Source organism: Paraburkholderia sp. DHOC27 (assembly GCF_003429005.1).
Classification (GTDB): domain Bacteria; phylum Pseudomonadota; class Gammaproteobacteria; order Burkholderiales; family Burkholderiaceae; genus Paraburkholderia.
Genome location: NZ_QVQV01000001.1, coordinates 1,104,599 through 1,120,483 on the forward strand (window position 1 = coordinate 1,104,599; position 15,885 = coordinate 1,120,483).

General features: G+C 60.7%; 20 protein-coding genes. 6 read left to right on the forward strand and 14 right to left on the reverse strand.

Going from position 1 to position 15,885, the window contains the following annotated elements; translation table 11 throughout:
* The first annotated feature begins 100 nt into the window (after positions 1 to 100).
* Positions 101 to 733, forward strand: coding sequence for an FMN-dependent NADH-azoreductase (locus tag D0B32_RS04830; RefSeq protein WP_117332511.1), 633 nt, complete (start codon positions 101 to 103; stop codon positions 731 to 733).
* A gap of 86 nt (positions 734 to 819) precedes the next feature.
* Positions 820 to 1,140 (forward strand): cupin domain-containing protein, encoded by a 321-nt coding sequence (locus D0B32_RS04835; protein ID WP_117332512.1) that lies wholly within the window; start codon positions 820 to 822, stop codon positions 1,138 to 1,140.
* A 32-nt stretch (positions 1,141 to 1,172) separates the two neighbouring features.
* Here D0B32_RS04835 and D0B32_RS04840 read toward each other — a convergent pair whose 3' ends face one another.
* The 6 genes from D0B32_RS04840 to D0B32_RS04870 form a co-directional block, all read right to left on the reverse strand.
* The gene (locus D0B32_RS04840) at positions 1,173 to 1,877 is read right to left on the reverse strand and encodes a response regulator transcription factor (RefSeq protein ID WP_117332513.1); all 705 of its coding nucleotides are present in this window, start codon (positions 1,875 to 1,877) and stop codon (positions 1,173 to 1,175) included.
* A 273-nt stretch (positions 1,878 to 2,150) separates the two neighbouring features.
* The gene (locus tag D0B32_RS04845; protein ID WP_117332514.1) at positions 2,151 to 2,507 is read right to left on the reverse strand and encodes a BON domain-containing protein; all 357 of its coding nucleotides are present in this window, start codon (positions 2,505 to 2,507) and stop codon (positions 2,151 to 2,153) included.
* A gap of 453 nt (positions 2,508 to 2,960) precedes the next feature.
* The gene (locus tag D0B32_RS04855; protein WP_147329493.1) at positions 2,961 to 3,248 is read right to left on the reverse strand and encodes a hypothetical protein; all 288 of its coding nucleotides are present in this window, start codon (positions 3,246 to 3,248) and stop codon (positions 2,961 to 2,963) included.
* 138 nt (positions 3,249 to 3,386) lie between these two features.
* Positions 3,387 to 4,697 carry an MFS transporter gene (locus tag D0B32_RS04860; protein WP_117332517.1) on the reverse strand — a complete coding sequence of 437 codons (1,311 nt, stop codon included), beginning with the start codon at positions 4,695 to 4,697 and terminating at the stop codon, positions 3,387 to 3,389.
* Positions 4,698 to 4,788: 91 nt separating this feature from the next.
* Positions 4,789 to 5,892: a tartrate dehydrogenase gene (locus tag D0B32_RS04865; protein WP_117332518.1), complete on the reverse strand. Its 1,104-nt coding sequence runs from the start codon at positions 5,890 to 5,892 to the stop codon at positions 4,789 to 4,791.
* A 137-nt stretch (positions 5,893 to 6,029) separates the two neighbouring features.
* Positions 6,030 to 6,929 carry a LysR family transcriptional regulator gene (locus D0B32_RS04870; RefSeq protein ID WP_117332519.1) on the reverse strand — a complete coding sequence of 300 codons (900 nt, stop codon included), beginning with the start codon at positions 6,927 to 6,929 and terminating at the stop codon, positions 6,030 to 6,032.
* Between the two features lie 120 nt (positions 6,930 to 7,049).
* Between D0B32_RS04870 and D0B32_RS04875 the strand changes: the two genes are divergently transcribed.
* From D0B32_RS04875 to D0B32_RS04885, 3 genes are all read left to right on the forward strand, one after another.
* On the forward strand, positions 7,050 to 7,601 hold the full coding sequence (locus tag D0B32_RS04875) for a carboxymuconolactone decarboxylase family protein (RefSeq protein WP_117332520.1): 552 nt from the start codon (positions 7,050 to 7,052) through the stop codon (positions 7,599 to 7,601).
* A gap of 88 nt (positions 7,602 to 7,689) precedes the next feature.
* Positions 7,690 to 8,307 carry a pyridoxamine 5'-phosphate oxidase family protein gene (locus D0B32_RS04880; RefSeq protein WP_117333461.1) on the forward strand — a complete coding sequence of 206 codons (618 nt, stop codon included), beginning with the start codon at positions 7,690 to 7,692 and terminating at the stop codon, positions 8,305 to 8,307.
* Between the two features lie 100 nt (positions 8,308 to 8,407).
* Positions 8,408 to 8,806, forward strand: coding sequence for a nuclear transport factor 2 family protein (locus tag D0B32_RS04885; protein ID WP_181969712.1), 399 nt, complete (start codon positions 8,408 to 8,410; stop codon positions 8,804 to 8,806).
* Between the two features lie 39 nt (positions 8,807 to 8,845).
* Here the strand turns inward: D0B32_RS04885 and D0B32_RS04890 are convergent, their stop codons facing one another.
* From D0B32_RS04890 to D0B32_RS04915, 6 genes are all read right to left on the reverse strand, one after another.
* Positions 8,846 to 9,349 (reverse strand): DoxX family protein, encoded by a 504-nt coding sequence (locus D0B32_RS04890; protein WP_117332522.1) that lies wholly within the window; start codon positions 9,347 to 9,349, stop codon positions 8,846 to 8,848.
* A 5-nt stretch (positions 9,350 to 9,354) separates the two neighbouring features.
* Complete coding sequence (locus tag D0B32_RS04895) at positions 9,355 to 10,125, reverse strand: DNA-binding domain-containing protein (RefSeq protein WP_117332523.1); 771 nt, start codon at positions 10,123 to 10,125, stop codon at positions 9,355 to 9,357.
* Between the two features lie 6 nt (positions 10,126 to 10,131).
* Entirely contained in the window at positions 10,132 to 11,040 is a 909-nt protein-coding gene (locus D0B32_RS04900) for a DUF692 domain-containing protein (protein ID WP_404935517.1), read from the reverse strand.
* Positions 11,041 to 11,068: 28 nt separating this feature from the next.
* The gene (locus D0B32_RS04905; protein WP_117332524.1) at positions 11,069 to 11,380 is read right to left on the reverse strand and encodes a DUF2282 domain-containing protein; all 312 of its coding nucleotides are present in this window, start codon (positions 11,378 to 11,380) and stop codon (positions 11,069 to 11,071) included.
* 123 nt (positions 11,381 to 11,503) lie between these two features.
* On the reverse strand, positions 11,504 to 12,145 hold the full coding sequence (locus D0B32_RS04910) for a DUF1109 domain-containing protein (RefSeq protein ID WP_117332525.1): 642 nt from the start codon (positions 12,143 to 12,145) through the stop codon (positions 11,504 to 11,506).
* Complete coding sequence (locus D0B32_RS04915) at positions 12,142 to 12,687, reverse strand: sigma-70 family RNA polymerase sigma factor (protein WP_259294929.1); 546 nt, start codon at positions 12,685 to 12,687, stop codon at positions 12,142 to 12,144. The genes D0B32_RS04910 and D0B32_RS04915 overlap by 4 nt, the downstream gene beginning before the upstream one ends.
* Positions 12,688 to 12,830: 143 nt before the next feature.
* On the opposite strand from D0B32_RS04915, the gene D0B32_RS04920 reads away from it, so the two are divergent.
* Entirely contained in the window at positions 12,831 to 13,454 is a 624-nt protein-coding gene (locus tag D0B32_RS04920) for a TetR/AcrR family transcriptional regulator (RefSeq protein ID WP_117332527.1), read from the forward strand.
* Between the two features lie 144 nt (positions 13,455 to 13,598).
* Here the strand turns inward: D0B32_RS04920 and D0B32_RS04925 are convergent, their stop codons facing one another.
* Positions 13,599 to 14,648 carry a hypothetical protein gene (locus D0B32_RS04925; protein ID WP_117332528.1) on the reverse strand — a complete coding sequence of 350 codons (1,050 nt, stop codon included), beginning with the start codon at positions 14,646 to 14,648 and terminating at the stop codon, positions 13,599 to 13,601.
* 216 nt (positions 14,649 to 14,864) lie between these two features.
* Positions 14,865 to 15,644 carry an alpha/beta hydrolase gene (locus tag D0B32_RS04930; RefSeq protein WP_117332529.1) on the reverse strand — a complete coding sequence of 260 codons (780 nt, stop codon included), beginning with the start codon at positions 15,642 to 15,644 and terminating at the stop codon, positions 14,865 to 14,867.
* Between the last annotated feature and the right edge of the window lie 241 nt (positions 15,645 to 15,885).

A 15,885-nucleotide genomic window follows, 5' to 3' on the forward strand; every position in this document is an offset into this window, starting at 1 on the left:
TTCAGTGCGAAGCATGCTTAATTGAGCGATGATATGTTGTTTATATTTCGATCGCAAATATGTTGAAATGACCACTCGGATCACACCCAGGAGTCATTTCATGCCCACCCTGTTGCATATCGAAGCCTCTCCCCGTAAGCAGCGATCTGCGTCGCTCGATGTTGCGCGCGCGTATCTGGAGGCTTATCGCGAGGCCCACCCGGATCACCGGATCGACGTCCTCGACCTGTGGGCCGTCAAGCTGCCAGAGTTCGACGGCGACGCGCTCGACGCCAAATACGCGGACCTGAGCGGCGCCGCGCTCAGCCCGGCGCAGCAGCAGGCGTGGGCGGATATCCGGCACCTGGCGCAGCGCTTGCACGACGCGGACACGCTGCTGTTCTCCGTGCCGCTCTGGAATTTTTCCATTCCCTACCGGCTCAAGCATTTCATCGACGTCGTCTCGCAGCGGAACATCCTGTTCTCGTTCGACGAGCGAGGAAGTGCGGGATTGCTGAAGGGCAAGAAAGCGGTGGTCATTTACGCGCGAGGCCTCGACTATTCAATGGACTCGGGCACACCTGCCCACTCGTTTGACTTCCAGCGGCCCTATATCGAAGCGTGGTTGCGCTTTGTCGGCGTAACCGACGTCGAGTCCGTCGTCATCGAAAAAACACTCCTTGGTCCCGATGTCGATGAAGCCGCCCGACAAACGGCGCGCGCCCAGGCCGTGGCGCTGGCTCGCGCGGTTTAGCCAACGGCGCAAGCTTTATCGCGGATGGCCTCGAACCTGAAAACGAGCCGTGCGCTGATCTTTAGACTCAATGACAGGAGTGGGCAATGCTCATCAAGCGACAAACGGAAACTGAGTGGATCGAGGCCGGCGTGCCTGGCGTGCAAAACGCGATTCTTTGGGGCACCAAACAAGGCGATGGTGGACACCTGACCCGCTTCGAGGCGAATGCGCGTGCGCCGAGGCATTCGCATGTCGGCGCCTGGGAACAGATTTACGTTGTCCAGGGGCATCTCAAACTTGGCGGCATCGACATACGAACGGGGGACACGGTGTATTCACAGGGCGATGATGAGCATGACGCCGTGGCGATTGAGGAGACCATCGTTCTCGTCACTCATCACGGTGGCACTCAACCTGGAGAGTAAGTAAGGCATGCCAAGTAAATTAACAACATGTCTCACGCTGGATGTGGCGATCCGCTCGTCGGCCCCTCGAACCGATACCCCGCGCCACGGACCGTAATGATCAACGGAGGCAGACCAAGCGCGGCGAGCTTCCTGCGTAACTTGCCGACGTGGACGTCGATCAGATTGGTCCCCGGATCGAAGTGGTGACCCCAGACCGATTCGAACATCTCGCAGCGGGTGAGCACGCGTCCAGCGTGTTGCATCATGAATTCGAGCAGGCGACATTCCGTTGGCAATAGCGACTGCTTGCGCCCGGCGTGAACCAGCTTGCGCTTGATGAGGTCGAGTTCGACATGTTGCGTCCTCAGCAAGGCGCTGTCCCTCGTATGACGCGCCCGTTTTCGCAGGAGTACTTCGACGCGGGCCAGCATTTCTTCCGGCGAGAAAGGCGTGGCGAGATAGTCGTCGGCGCCCGCGCGCAGACCTTGTATGCGCTGGGCGGTGTCGGACGTGTTGCTGACCATGAGCACCGGAATCTGAATGCCCACACCGCGCAAGGTGGAGACGACCGCGGGCCCCGACACATCGGGCAGCGTCTGACCGAGCACCACGACGTCGTAGTCGTGATTGATGGCTCGCGTCACGCCGGTTAGTCCCAGATGGGTCATGTCGACGCTGAATCCCGAGGAGGTGAGACTCGCGGTGATGACCTGTCCGAGGGCCGGTTCATCGTGAATATTCAGAACCCTTAGCATTTTTTCTCGCGCGCTCTTCATGTGTAACAGTCGGGCGGCGACTTCGTCGTCAGGACGCGGGTTGTCCTGGGTCGCCACGGAATGGGGTGCCCTGCATGCAGCTTACCTGGGGGCAAACCCCGTTTGGCGCGGTTTATTCCGGGGTTTTCTGGATTTATTCGCGGGAGGGCGCGTGAAGCGTGTGTGGGTAAGGGTTCGACCGTCTGCGCGGTGTCGGTATCTGCGTGACGGGGTCAGGTGGGAGTGGCAGATTGCGTACTTATTGCGCCGTACTCATTGCTGCGTGCCTTGCGGTCTGATCTGCAACTCGTTGCTCACGGACTGCACGCCGGGCACGCCGCGCGTCACGGCGATGGCTTGCTGAATCTGTGCCGCCGAATCTGCGTACCCCGCCAACTGGACGACGCCTCGAAACGTCGCCACGCTGAGCGGCAACGATCGCAACGTCGGGTCCGCGACGAGTGCCTGCTTGACCCTGGCGGCGAGCGCAGCATCGTCGGTGGCGATGGGCCCCGTGGCATTCGCTGGCGTTGTCGTCGTTGATTTGCAGCCGTTGATGAACACGCACGCGGGGAACGCGAACGCGATGACGATCAGCAAGCGGCATGTGATGGTTCGACCGTTTCGCATATCGGTTTCCAGTTGTGCGGCCGCGTTAGTCCGTCAACGCTTGTTCGATCATGGATGGCAGCCGTTATGTGGGGCGCAGTTGACGGCACCGACTGATTATAGAGCGCGTCTCGAACGAGGGTATCTGCTGGTGAGACATGGCAGCGATCCAGGCGTTTGATCGCTGTATTGAAGAGCCATGTCGGGGACGCGGTCCACGTCGAAATTTGCGGTCGAACCGTGTTTCGCATCGACGCCGGCGGCAAGAATGCTTTCCTGGCGAGCTTGCCAACTCAGCAGGAACTGGATGCAGAGTTTGCCGCCGGACGGTTGACGATAAGGATCTGCGCGTTGTTATGCTTCATCGCGCTTCTATGCGGCCTGAGCTTTCGTTGGTTCAGTCGCAGGGCAATGAATCGGCCCATTCATCCTGTCGTATGAAAACCTCAGCGGCACGCAACCTTAAACGAATACCTATCGCCTCTGACCGCGATCCAATGCCTTGAACCGTTGATAGCTGATGTAAAAGCCGATCAAACAGACCGTCAACAAAGCCCAGTAGAAGTCGATCATGTGTTGCACGTATGTGTAGTCCATGTCCGCCCACACGACACGGCAGGAACCGCCGCCTTTATGCACGGGACACCGTTCGGCCGCGCCATACACGAGTCCATCAATCAAGCCGCCGACTGCGAAGAGGGCCATGACCACGGTACCGAACATCGCGAACCGAATGGGGTCTTCATCCGGGTGTCGATCCATCGTTGAGTTTCCCCGTCACGTGATTTTATTTATGCCGACGCGAATCATGACACAGGTTTTTACGGCGCGAAGGTATTCTATCTAACAGATAAACCGCTTCCGCCAGATCGAACGGGCTTCAACGCGCCCACCCCTCACTCAATGTCCATGCCGCTCGCCGGCCCGAAGCGGTACCTGTTTCGTTTGACGGGCCAACAGCAGCGTCACCACGGCGGAAACGGCCAGCGTCGCGCCAACCACGTAAAGGCCCGCTGCGTAGCCACCCGTTTCGTTCTTGAGCCATCCAATGGCGAACGGACCCACGAATCCGCCAAGATTGCCGACCGAATTGATCATCGCAATGCCCGCAGCCGCACCGGCGCCGGACAGGAACATGCTCGGCATCGCCCACAACGGTGCCTTGGCGGCGCTGATGCCGATGTTCACGATCACGAGTGCCACAATGATCATCAGCGCGGTGGTCGCGTTGCCGGCAAACACGAAGCCAAGGCATGCCACCACGCATGGAATCACCACGTGCCATGTGCGCTCTTCCGTGCGGTCGGAATGCCTCGCCCATACGATCATCGCGATGACCGCGAGAACGCTCGGCACGCCGGCCAGCAGACCCGTTTCGAACGATCCGAAGCCGTACTGACGAATGATGAGCGGCGCCCACAAGCCGAGCGTATACAACGCCGCGGAGGTGCCGAAGTAGATGAGAGCAAGCGCGAGCACGCGTGGATCGCGCAAGGCGCTCAACGCACCAGCAGTGTGACCGGCATGCATCTGCCGTGCGTCGGCTTCCGTCTTCATCTTCGCGATTAGCCACGCGCGCTCTTCGGGTTGCAGCCATTGTGCCTTCGCTGGCGTATCCGTCAGATATTTGAGCACAAAGAAGCCGAGAACGATCGCGGGCACCGCTTCAAGAATGTAGAGCATCTGCCAGTCGGCAAACCCGGCAATGGGCGGCAGTTTCATGATGGCCCCGGAAATGGGCGAACCGATGGCTGTCGAGATTGGCGCCGCCGCCATGAACCACGCCGCGGCGACCGCACGTTGGCGCGCCGGAAACCACAAACTCAGATACAGAATGATGCCGGGGAAAAAGCCAGCCTCGGCGATCCCGAGCAGAAAACGCAGCGCATAGAAGCTGTTCGGCCCCACCACGAAGGCCGACGCAAATGAAACGAGCCCCCACGTGACCATCACCCGCGCAATCCAGCGCCGCGCGCCGATTTTGTGCAGTATCAGGTTCGAAGGTACTTCGCACAGAAAGTAACCGATAAAGAACAGGCCGCCGCCAAGACCAAAGGCGGTTGGCGACAGGCCGATCGCCTTGTTCATCGAGAGCGCCGCGAATCCCACGTTGACGCGGTCGAGAAAACTCACGAAATACAGCAGCATCACGAACGGGATGATGCGCAGCATCAGCTTGCGCGTCACCCGGCTTTCGAGTTCGGTCATCATTGTCTCCTCCTGCGTGCGGGATGAGCAGGGGCCACGGCCGCCATATAGCGGCCGCGAGAGCGGGCTCCTGCTGAGCCGCCTGGGGCTTTGCTTAGGCTGCGCTGGTGGCGGGCACGGCGGCCACAGCGGCGTTTTCGATGAACGCGCAAACGGCTGCCGTCACCTGAGCGGTCGTTGCGGTGCCGCCAAGATCACGCGTATGCAGCCAGGGGTCCGCGGTCACGGCTTCGACGGCCTGCATTACGCGTTTTGCCGCGTCGAATTCGCCGAGGTGTTCGAGCAGCATGACCACGGACCAGAAGGTGCCGACCGGATTGGCGAGACCCTTACCCATGATGTCGAACGCTGAACCGTGGATGGGTTCGAACATCGAAGGAAAGCGGCGTTCTGGATCGATGTTGCCGGTTGGCGCAATGCCGAGGCTGCCCGCGAGCGCGGCAGCCAGATCACTCAGGATGTCGGCGTGCAGGTTGGTGGCGACGATCGTATCGAGGCTCGCCGGACGGTTGATCATGCGTGCCGTCGATGCATCCACCAGTTCCTTGTCCCAGGTGACGTCCGGGAATTCCTTCGAGATTTCGAGGGCGATTTCATCCCACATCACCATGGCGTGACGCTGCGCGTTGCTCTTCGTAATCACGGTCAGCAACTTGCGCGGACGGGATTGAGCGAGACGGAACGCGAAGCGCATGATTCGTTCGACGCCGGCGCGCGTCATGATCGACACGTCGGTCGCCGCTTCGATGGGATGCCCTTGATGGACCCGGCCACCCACGCCGGAGTATTCGCCTTCCGAGTTCTCGCGAACGATCACCCAGTTCAGATCTTCCGGTTTGCAGCGCTTGAGCGGCGCATCGATGCCCGGCAGGATGCGGGTCGGGCGGACGTTCGCGTACTGATCGAAGCCCTGGCAGATTTTGAGGCGCAGCCCCCACAGCGTGATGTGATCGGGAATCCTGGGGTCGCCAGCCGAACCGAACAGGATTGCGTCCTTGTTGCGGATGGCATCGAGTCCGTTGGCAGGCATCATGACACCGTGTTCGCGGTAGTAGTCGCCACCCCAGTCGAAGTCCTCGAATTCGAACGCAAATGACCTGGAGGTCCGGGCCAGCGTTTCCAGTACTTGCGCGCCGGCCGGCACGACTTCCTTGCCGATGCCGTCGCCGGGGATGGTTGCGATGCGATAGGTTTTCATGTCTCCGTCCATCAGGTGTAGTAGGTGTAGTGAACTCTACGCGTCCCGATGCGCGAAAACCGGTGCTGGACTCAAAGCGGCTTTAACCTGGATTCACAAATGGGAGAAGAGCGAGAACCTGAGGTATTCGCCAACTCTCAAACCCCCGCCAACCGTCCCTGAAGCCGTGGCCGCGCAAAGTCCAGAAACGCCCTCAACTTGAGCGGCACCGGCAGTTGTCCCGTATGCACCAGGCTGATCGGCAGCGGGGGCGGTTCGAACTTCTCCAGCACGAGCTGCAGCCTTCCTTCGCGCACGGCTGCGGCCGCCTGATAGGACAGCACGCGCGTCACACCGAGTCCGAACGCGGCTGTGTCGACGGCGGATTCCGCCGTGTTCGTCACGAGACGCGGCTCGATGCGCACCGCACGTTCGCTCTTGCCGGCGGGGAAATTCCAGGCACGCGCCGAGGTCAGTCCGTCGAAGGCCACGCACGCATGCGCGCCCAGCTCATCCGGCGTCATTGGCGTGCCCCGGCTTGCCAGATACGCGGGACTCGCGCAGGTGACGATGCGCACCTCGCCGATGCTCATGGCCACCAGCGCGCTATCCGGCAGCGAGCCTACCCGCACGGCCACGTCGATGTGCTCTTCTAGCATGTGCGTGTTGCGATCCGTCAGGAACAGACGCGCGTCGATTTGCGGGTAGTGCGCAAGGAAATCAGCCAGAACCGGCGCGACGTGCAGCCGCCCGAACACCACCGGCGCGGTGATGACCAGGTAGCCTCGCGGCGCCGCATATTCGCCGGTGGCGGCACGTTCGGCCTCTCCAACCTCTTCGAGTATCCGCCGGCACGACGCCACGTAGGCCGCGCCCGCTTCGGTCAGCGAAAGCTGCCGGGTCGTCCGGTTCAGCAGGCGCGTTTTCAGATGCGCCTCGATCTCTCCCACCTTGCGGCTGACCGTTGCCAGCGGGATGTCCAGCCGGCGCGATGCGGCCGACAGGCTGCCTGCATCCACCACCTCGCACAGGATGGACATCGCTTCGAGTCGATCCATCGTCCTCTCACTTTCTGGAAGAAAGATTCCCGATATTACTGGATTCTCTTTGAATCGTGGAGTCCGTAAGATGACCTTCAAGTTGCTAGATGCAACCTTTCATTCACAGGAGAGTTCATCATGTCGTCCCGTATCCATACCCCCGCTACTGTCGCTGACGCACCCGCTGCATCCCACGGCCTGCTCGAAGCCGTCAACAAACAACTCGGCGTCGTGCCGAACCTGTTCCGCATGGTCGGCAACAGCCCGGCTGCACTCGAAGGCTATCTGAGCCTGATGGGCGCACTCGGCAAGGGCGAACTGTCGGCACCCACGCGTGAGCGTATCGCGCTGGCCGTGGCCGAAATCAATGGTTGCGACTACTGTCTGTCGGCACACACCTATCTCGGCAAGCACGTCGCCAAGCTCGACGACGCCGAAATGACCGCGAACCGCAACGGCGGTTCCAACGATCCGAAGGCCGCCGCCGCCGTGCTGTTCGCGAAGCAGGTGACCGACGCGCGCGGCCGCGTGTCGAACGCTGATCTGGAAGCCGTCAAGGCTGCCGGCTATAGCGAAGCTGCCGTGCTCGAAATCGTGCTGAACGTGGCGCTCAACATCTGGACGAACTACGCCAACACGGTCGCGGAAACCGAGATCGACTTCCCGGTCGTGCACGCGCAAAACGCGTAAGCAGGCAGGAAGTTAGTGGATGCCGTCGATGCCGCGCGTATCGACGGCAATGCGCCCATGGCGCAGCCAGCAAATTACGGAGGGCAAGATGGATCGTTCACTCGAATATCCCAGTGACGTGGTGTTTACGCCCTCCGTCAAGTCGCTTCAGACGCGTTACGGTTCACGCAACGCGTATGCACACCTCGAACAGGAAGGCGGCTGGAAAACGCTCATCACGCCGGATGGCGCGGAAATCGTCCGCAGGCAGACGAGTGTGTTCCTGTCGACCGCCAACGCCGACGGGCAGCCTTATATCCAGCATCGTGGCGGCCCACCGGGATTCCTGCATGTCATCGACGAGAAGACCATCGCGTTCGCGGACTTCTCCGGAAACAGGCAGTACATCACCACGGGCAACCTGGCCGATAACCCCAAGGCATTTCTGTTTCTGATCGACTATGCGCGCCGTCAACGCATCAAGATCTGGGGCGAGGCGCACGTGAGCGAAGACGCACAACTCATTGCGAAGCTAATGCCCGCGAATTATCAGGCGCGGGCCGAGCGGGCCATCGTCTTCAAGGTTTCCTTGTGGGACGCGAATTGCCCCCGCCACATTCCGCAACGCTTCGAAGCGGCGGACGTCAAGGCTGCACTGGACGAACGCGACGAACGCATCCGCGAGCTGAAGGCCGAAGTGGAGCGCCTGCGTAACAAGCTGCGTTGAGAAGAATGCTTTAAAGGCCACCGGCGTATGCCGTCGTGAGGATTATGATAATGTTCCAGACGGCTTGACGGAAACACCTGTCACTCAACAGGAGTCGATGATGTCAGATACCGAAACCACTGTGCGCAGTCTCTATGCTGCGCTTGAACGCGGCGACGCCGCTGCCGCGCTCGCCCTGTTCGATCCGCACATCAAGTGGACCGAAGCGAAAAGCTCTCCGTACTATCAGGGTACGGTGGAAGGCGTAGATGCCGTGGTGAAAACGGTGCTCGAACCGATTGCGAACGACTTCGACAAGTTCGTGATCGAGCCGGTCCAGTTCGTGACGGAGAGCGATCGCTGCGCCGCGTTCGGTCTGTATAGCGGCCCGGTGCGCGCAACGGGCCGCCACCTGGAAGCCGATTTTGTTCATCTGTGGACGGTCCGCGACGGACGCCTCACGAGTTTCCGTCAGTACACCGACGGCGCCGCGTGGATCGAGGCCTTCGCAAAGCGCTGAGCCGCCGCGGCGGCACGCGTCAGCGCCTGAGCGGGGCCCTTATGAACGGCTCTTGCGGTCGCCGAGAATGTAGTCAATCGAAACCAGACCTGGTCCCCATGCGGCAATGCCCAAGGCCATTGCCGCCCAGGTGATGTGGATGGGCCAGCCTTCCGGCACGGTCAGTTCGATGATGCAGGTCATCAGCAGCAATCCGATGGCCGCGAAGCGGGTGCCAATGCCGAGTGTCAGCAGAACCGGAAAGCCAACCTCACCGCAGGCCGAAATAAAAGCGAACACGGCGGGTGCGGGGAAAGGATAGGGACCGCCGGGCAAGTGAAGCTTGAACTCGTCGGTGAACAGGTCAATGGCCGTATCGTTGAGTTGCAGAAAGCCGTGCCATTTGAGAATGCCGGATTTCCAGAACGGCACGGACAGGGCGAGCCGAAGCGCAAGTTGCACGAACCAGGGCTGCGCGAAAGTCTCGACGAGGCGGCGCGCCTTGCAAATAGCAAGGATAACGAAATTATTGCTGGCGGATTGAGTGTCGGATTGAATGGACATGTCGATTATTCTCCTGAGTGTAGAGCCGTGAATGCACCGGCCGAAATCATTCCCGCCAGGTTCGCCGCGAGATCGAACGCTTCTGCTTCGGCAAATGCCGCCGCAACCGCGCTGCCGAGCGGTTCACCTTCCAGCAGCGCCTGAATGAACGTCGCGCCTCCTGCCGGCAGACGTGAGACCGTGACGTCGTGATCGGGCCGAGTGATCAGCGCATCTTCGGCGTCGCTGGAACGCAGGACTGCATCGGGTTGAGCGGTGCGATTCATCGCGAAGATAGCGACGGCCGGGTAGCGTGATCGAACGATGCGCGTAGCCGGATGCGGGACGAAGCGTATTTGCGCAAGCTGCGTCGCTTCGATTGAGGCGAATGCGTCGGCGGCAAGCGGTGTGGCATCTGCTGCGTGATAGGCGTCGAGCCACGCGCGCTCGATACGCGCCGTATCCGCCAACCACGGCATCGGGCGCGCGTACTCGTACGATTCGATGAAAGCGGGAAAATCGCGCCCGTACTCGAACAATAGAGGCGACGCTGGCGGCGTGGCGCGAATGTGGAAACGCGCCATCGCGCGAAAAAACTCGACGCCGGTAATGCGCTGAACCGCCGGATAAATCGCGGCCAACGCGTCAATGAGACTCACCGTAACGTTGTTGCGATAGACGTTATAGCGCAGGGTCACCGCTTTGTCCGGGCCCGCGACGACGTCCTGCGGCGCGGCATGCAGCGGGTCGTTCAGGCCTGCCGCAAAACCGGCATAGTCGAAGAATGGGCCGGGCATGGCGCGTCACCTCTGCCCGGCGTGCAGCGCGCACGTCGTCATTAACTGAAGCGCGGTCTCGGCCTGAGCCTTGAGGTCCGGCCACGCTGGCAGATCGCTGTCCCATTCGACCAGGGTCGGTGTTTGCCCGATCTCCGCGATGACGCGCTGATACAGCGCCCACACCGGTTCGGCGACGCTGCGATTGTGGCTGTCGATCAACAGCCTCGCGCCTTCATCGTCGCTCTGTTCGACATGGCCGGCCAGATGAATCTCTCCCACGTATTCGAGCGGGAATTCGTCCAGATACGCGTCAGCCGAATACCCGTGATTCGTCGCTGAGACGTAGACGTTGTTGATGTCGAGCAGCAAGCCGCAACCCGTTTTCTCCGCAACTGCACGGATGAAGTGCGCCTCGCTCATCGTCGATGAAGCGAATCTGACATACGTAGCGGGGTTTTCCAGCAGGATCGTGCGTCCAATGGTGTCCTGCACCTGCTCGATGTGCTCGCACACTCTCGCCAGAGTTTCGCTGCTATAGGGCAGCGGCAGAAGGTCATTGAGAAATGCGCCGCCGTGCGATGACCAGGCAAGGTGCTCGGATACGAGCATGGGTTCATAGCGTTCGACTACCTGGCGAAATCGTTCGAGGTGATCGCGGTCGATAGCGTTCTGTCCGCCAATCGACATGCAGACGCCATGTACCGAAAGCGGATACTGCTCGCGGATGCATTCGAGCGCGCGATGGGGTGGACCACCGGCGCCCATATAGTTCTCCGCATGCACTTCGAAAAAGCCATGCGCAAGAGCGTCCTCGCGAATGGCCGGCAAGTGCTCGTGCTTGAAACTGGTGCCGACAAGCGCGGCTGTTTCGCGCAACGGTGCGTCAGGGCGGCGTGACGATGCAGCCATCGTGCCACGGTTGAGTTCGTTCATGCCGCCCTCGACTATTGCGTGCCTGCGATTACGACTTGATCGGCGTGAGCGAACCGTGGGCACCGCCCGGTACCTGAATGCTCGTGCAGGTGCCACCTTGAACGAACTTCCACGAGTTGCCCTGGAAGTCCATCGTCGACGTTCCCTGGCAGGTCGTGCCGGGGCCGGCGGCGCAATCGTTCTGGCCTTTGAGTGCAACGCCGAAGCACTTTTCCTTGTGTGCTGCGGTGGCGGCTTTGACTTCCGCCGAGCTGAGCGGGGCAGCGCCGGCGGTCGATGCGATCAGGCTTGCAACAGCGCCAGCGAGCAGGGCGGCGGTGACGTTTGTTTTAGCGGACATGAGATATCTCTCCGATGGTCGAGGTAGAAGGTATCCGTGCTGGATACACAAGCTAATTCGGCGAAGCTCGACCACGGGTTACATCGAATCCAGAATTTTTATGGAGGTTTGATTTGTTGCGCGTCACCAGCGAAGCAGACGCGGCCCGAGCATGGCGCCGATGAAGGTGGGAATGAGCATGCCGAGCACGTACCAGACGCTCCAGAACGCCGGATTCATCTCGGGACAGTGCAGGCAGTACACGAGCGTGCCGATAGAACTGGCAAGCAGGCCACACGCAGCGCCCGAGCGTCGCAACTGCGTCGGCGCAAGTCCGCGAACAGCCCAGAACACAGCGATGAATCCAGGTATGGAAAGCAGCGTGATGTTGAATGGGCAGGTGCTCCACGATGCACCCAGAAGATCGGGCATACGATGCTCGGGCGCTGCTGTCGCGATGACGCAGATGCCGGCAATCCAGACCAGCGTGACAGGAACCAGCAGGGTGAACCCACGCATGCCGACGCGGGCGCCAGGACGCGCGAGGCGCGAGAGCGTGACGAGTGCACCGACCGACATGACGAGCGCGAACACAAACTTGCCCCAAAACAGCAGCGTGTGCGTCGCGGCGGCCAGGTCAGGCCGCACGCCGAACAGCTTCGCCATTAACGCCGCCGAGCCGAGCAGCGCGACAGCCATCGCGATACCAAAACGACGAGCGGGCACATCATGTTGTACGGGCGTGATACCGCTTGCGAGAAAATCGACGAGGTCATCGGTTCTCATACGACGCCTCGCACGAGTACAGCGAGTGCCTTGATGCCGCGATGAATGCTGACCTTGACGGCGGACTCGGAGAGTCCCGTCAACTGCGCGGTTTCGGCAACCGAAAGACCTTGCAGCTTGACATGGTGAATCGACAGCCGCTGTTTGTCAGGCAGACGTTCGAGCAGCTTGCCGACGTCGCGGCGCACCTCGTCGGGGTTGTCGTCCGAAACGGCGAAGAGATTGTCATCGTCATCGAGAGGCTCGTGCAGGGACTCGCGCCGGGCGCGCGTCCTGAAGAAGTCCATCAGTTTGTAGCGGGCTATGGCGTGAATCCAGGCGGTGAGCGACTCGTCCGGCCTGAACGTATGACGCGCGTTATGCACCGCGAGGAGAATCTCCTGAACCAGGTCCTCGATGTCGGCGTGGAACTGCGGAATGCGTTTGCGCAGGTAGCCGCGCAAATGTCGCGTCAGCTCGGCAAGGAAACTACGATAGTCGGGCTCACGCCCCTTCAAGCCACTGACAAAGAGCGCTTTTAGTCGCGGCTCTGCAGAATACAAAGTCCAGTCTCCACAGATGGGGGTGCCGAATGATGTGCCGAAGCAGGCGTGCGTTAGTTTTAGAGCAAGCGCTTCAGAATAACGTATCATGTGTGACGCTGCAATGGCAGAATCCATTGGCAGGTATTGGAAAGGGAGGTACCGTGGCCCGACCGAGGGAGTTTGACGAAGACGCCGTGCTGCGCGCCGCTGCGCACCGGTTCTGGATGTACGGATATGAGGCAACGTCCGTGCGCGATCTGGGGCGCGAGATGGGGATTACGCAGGCTAGTCTCTACAACGCGTTTGGCGACAAGCGGTCCTTGTTTCAGCTCGCGCTGGGCTATTACGTCGAGAACAATTTTGCCGAACGCTCGTCACGCATCGAGCGCGAGTTGTCAGGGCGCAAGGCAATCGAGACCTTTCTCAAGGAGATCATCGAGCTCTCCTTGAAGGACCCGGATCGTAAAGGGTGCCTGCTGGTGAATTCAGCAATGGAGGTCGCCCCGCACGACCCGGCGTTGCAGTCCGTGATTGCGGCTGAGCTTGCGCGCGTCGAGGCCTTCTTCAAGCGCTGCATCGTTGCGGGGCAGCAGGCGGGAGACATTCCAGCGCTTCTCGCGCCGGACGATCTGGCCAAAATGCTGCTGAGCGTGCACATAGGTATTCGCGTGCTCGCACGTTCACGGCCCGAGCGGGCGCTCCTCGAAGGCGCCGCCCGTCCCGCGTTCGCGTTGTTGCGCGGTGACGGCAAGGAACGCAAGCGGGCAGTCAGACGGTCGAATTAGTGCGCCCGTTGTTGTGTATCTACACAAACAACCTCGCATTCGGGCGCCCATCTTTCAGGAAGCCAGCCGCAGCATATCGCAACGGTTTCGATCATCGTCAGCGGCCGCGAGGCCGCCGACTCTGACGTTGCATGCGCACGTTCGTTAGAAGTTGAAGTGGCTGTCGTCGCGCAGGATGGCGATACCGTTGGTCGCGATGTTGTTGATGGTGACGGCGTGCTTGAGCGTGAAGTTGCCGTCGCCGTCGACATCGAAAATCGAAACGTGCGACACGACGCCATTCGCGTCGACGACGGCGGCCAGGCGGTCGCGATACACGATATCCGCGGGGTTGCCCTGGAACGTCGCGACCACGGCCGCATCCTGCACGATCTTCTGACCGTACACCGCGTAGCGCGACACCGAGTGGCTCGGCGAGTTGGACGAGAACAGGAACGGGCCGTCCAGCGTCACCCAGCAGGGCGCCTGTTGTGTACCCGAATCGGTGACAGTCAGAACGGCATCGTTACGCACGAGGCTGATTTCGTTGGCGTGGGCAATCGTCACGTAGGCATCGTCGCCGCGCGTGACGAGCCCAAAGGGCGCGTTGACGTTGGCCGGAATATTGGCCACGGGTTTGGAGGACCCCGCCACCGCACCGTTCGAATTCAGATCCACCGTCTCGATGACATTGGTCTTTTCGCTGATGACCAGTTGACCATCCACCGCGCCGACCTGAGCAGCGGAGCCGTCTGCGACAACCAGCGCCGCTTCGCCGTCCGGATGCGGGTCCACGCCAAACCGGCTCATCAGGTGCGATTCGACGTGCGTTGTCGTCAGGATGTAGAGATGGTCACCGTGAAAGACGACGCTGACCGGATTCGCAACGGCAGGCACCAGCCCGATCAGATGAAGACCGAGCGACGCGTCTTTCCCGAACACCGACACATTCTTCGAACCGAAATTCACCACGGCGAGCAGATCGTGATTTTGCGCGATGCCGCCGGCGTTTCCGCTGACGCCGCCCACGCCGCCCGTTCTGACCTGCTCGGCCAGCGAGCCATCCGTTTTGTACACCAGCAATTCGTTGACTGCTGTATTCGACGCCGTGACCACGCGCGCATCTTCCTCGCGTGACTGGCTGCTCTGTGCGTGGGCCGTGCAGACAGCAAATAGCGACACAACAACCGCACTGAAAAGTGACAAGCGCTTCATGATTGCTCCTCGATGTCCATGTGAACAGGGAAACCCGCCTTCGACCGCCCCGGATTACCCGGCGACGGTCAGTGCTAGTTCGTTCTGCGGGGACGTTCGGTTACATCGAGTCGGAACAAAATCCGTGTGACGCGTACGCGGCGGCGTCCACACGGCCTGTAAGCGATCAGTCAGGGCCATGCCCGACCAACCGCTTACATCAGAGCGCCGCGGCGTTTACTTGCTCTCGCTGGCCGCTTCGAGAATCAGATCGGCCACTTCTACCGGATGCGAAATCAGCGAGATGTGGCTCGCCTTGATTTCGATGGTATGCGCGTGCATGCGGTTTGCCATGAAGCGCTCCAGATCCGTATTGATGGTGCGATCTTCCGTGGATACCGCGTACCACGTCGGTTTGTCGTGCCATGCCGCGACCGTCGTCTTTGCCATCGTGATGGCCTTGCCGATTGGCTGTTGAACCGCGTAGTACGCTTCGGCTTCCTGCTTCGGCAGGTCGTTGGCAAAGTCGTCGACGAAGGCCTGCTCGGAGAGCTGACCATAGCCGTCAGCGGACCATTGCAGACCTGCCGATGCCGGCGCAGGCGGGAATTTCTTCGTCAATGCCGGATAGTCCTCGCCCGCATCCGGTGCGCGCGCGGCAATGTAGACGAGGCCCGCCACCTTCGGATCGTCGCCCGCCTGACTGATCACCATGCCACCGTACGAGTGCGCGACCAGCAAGGTGGGGCCATCCTGCTGCGCGAGTACGCGCTTCACGGCGTCGACATCCGCGTCGAGCGAGGTGGTGGGATTCTGTACCGCGGTAACGTGATAACCCTTCGCCTGCAACAGCGGGATCACCTTCTGCCAGCTCGATCCGTCCGCGAACAGGCCGTGCACCAGCACGATGTTCTTGACCGGGCCAACCGGCGCGGCGTTGTCCTGCGCAAATGCGCTCGCGGCGCCAAGCAGCGAAGTACTGGTAAGACAGGCTATGACGAATGCTTTTAATTTCATGAGACTGTGCTCGCAAAGGAGGAAAAGGCCAACGGAGGAGGCAGCTTGATTGCTGCGTACAAGAGGGCAAACACAGCAACGAGCCGGGTATTCCATCCATCGAAAAGATTTTTTTGGGCGCTTGAGTGTGTCGGTACACATGAAAGCGTGCACCGAGGTTGTGCAGTATTTTTTGCTAAATTCCAGTTAAGTAGGATGCCGAAACAAAAGAGCAGCGAAAAAAAATCCAGGCACTCTGGCC

Excerpts from the sequence above, each read along its gene's own strand:
- D0B32_RS04905 (WP_117332524.1), bottom strand. The coding sequence starts at position 11,380 with ATGTCCGCTAAAACAAACGTCACCGCCGCCCTGCTCGCTGGCGCTGTT.
- D0B32_RS04925 (WP_117332528.1), bottom strand. The coding sequence starts at position 14,648 with ATGAAGCGCTTGTCACTTTTCAGTGCGGTTGTTGTGTCGCTATTTGCT.
- D0B32_RS04885 (WP_181969712.1), top strand. The coding sequence starts at position 8,408 with ATGTCAGATACCGAAACCACTGTGCGCAGTCTCTATGCTGCGCTTGAA.
- D0B32_RS04855 (WP_147329493.1), bottom strand. The coding sequence starts at position 3,248 with ATGGATCGACACCCGGATGAAGACCCCATTCGGTTCGCGATGTTCGGT.
- D0B32_RS04840 (WP_117332513.1), bottom strand. The coding sequence starts at position 1,877 with ATGCTAAGGGTTCTGAATATTCACGATGAACCGGCCCTCGGACAGGTC.
- D0B32_RS04910 (WP_117332525.1), bottom strand. The coding sequence starts at position 12,145 with ATGAGAACCGATGACCTCGTCGATTTTCTCGCAAGCGGTATCACGCCC.
- D0B32_RS04880 (WP_117333461.1), top strand. The coding sequence starts at position 7,690 with ATGGATCGTTCACTCGAATATCCCAGTGACGTGGTGTTTACGCCCTCC.
- D0B32_RS04830 (WP_117332511.1), top strand. The coding sequence starts at position 101 with ATGCCCACCCTGTTGCATATCGAAGCCTCTCCCCGTAAGCAGCGATCT.
- D0B32_RS04900 (WP_404935517.1), bottom strand. The coding sequence starts at position 11,040 with ATGAACGAACTCAACCGTGGCACGATGGCTGCATCGTCACGCCGCCCT.
- D0B32_RS04870 (WP_117332519.1), bottom strand. The coding sequence starts at position 6,929 with ATGGATCGACTCGAAGCGATGTCCATCCTGTGCGAGGTGGTGGATGCA.
- D0B32_RS04865 (WP_117332518.1), bottom strand. The coding sequence starts at position 5,892 with ATGAAAACCTATCGCATCGCAACCATCCCCGGCGACGGCATCGGCAAG.
- D0B32_RS04930 (WP_117332529.1), bottom strand. The coding sequence starts at position 15,644 with ATGAAATTAAAAGCATTCGTCATAGCCTGTCTTACCAGTACTTCGCTG.
- D0B32_RS04890 (WP_117332522.1), bottom strand. The coding sequence starts at position 9,349 with ATGTCCATTCAATCCGACACTCAATCCGCCAGCAATAATTTCGTTATC.
- D0B32_RS04845 (WP_117332514.1), bottom strand. The coding sequence starts at position 2,507 with ATGCGAAACGGTCGAACCATCACATGCCGCTTGCTGATCGTCATCGCG.
- D0B32_RS04875 (WP_117332520.1), top strand. The coding sequence starts at position 7,050 with ATGTCGTCCCGTATCCATACCCCCGCTACTGTCGCTGACGCACCCGCT.
- D0B32_RS04835 (WP_117332512.1), top strand. The coding sequence starts at position 820 with ATGCTCATCAAGCGACAAACGGAAACTGAGTGGATCGAGGCCGGCGTG.
- D0B32_RS04860 (WP_117332517.1), bottom strand. The coding sequence starts at position 4,697 with ATGATGACCGAACTCGAAAGCCGGGTGACGCGCAAGCTGATGCTGCGC.
- D0B32_RS04895 (WP_117332523.1), bottom strand. The coding sequence starts at position 10,125 with ATGCCCGGCCCATTCTTCGACTATGCCGGTTTTGCGGCAGGCCTGAAC.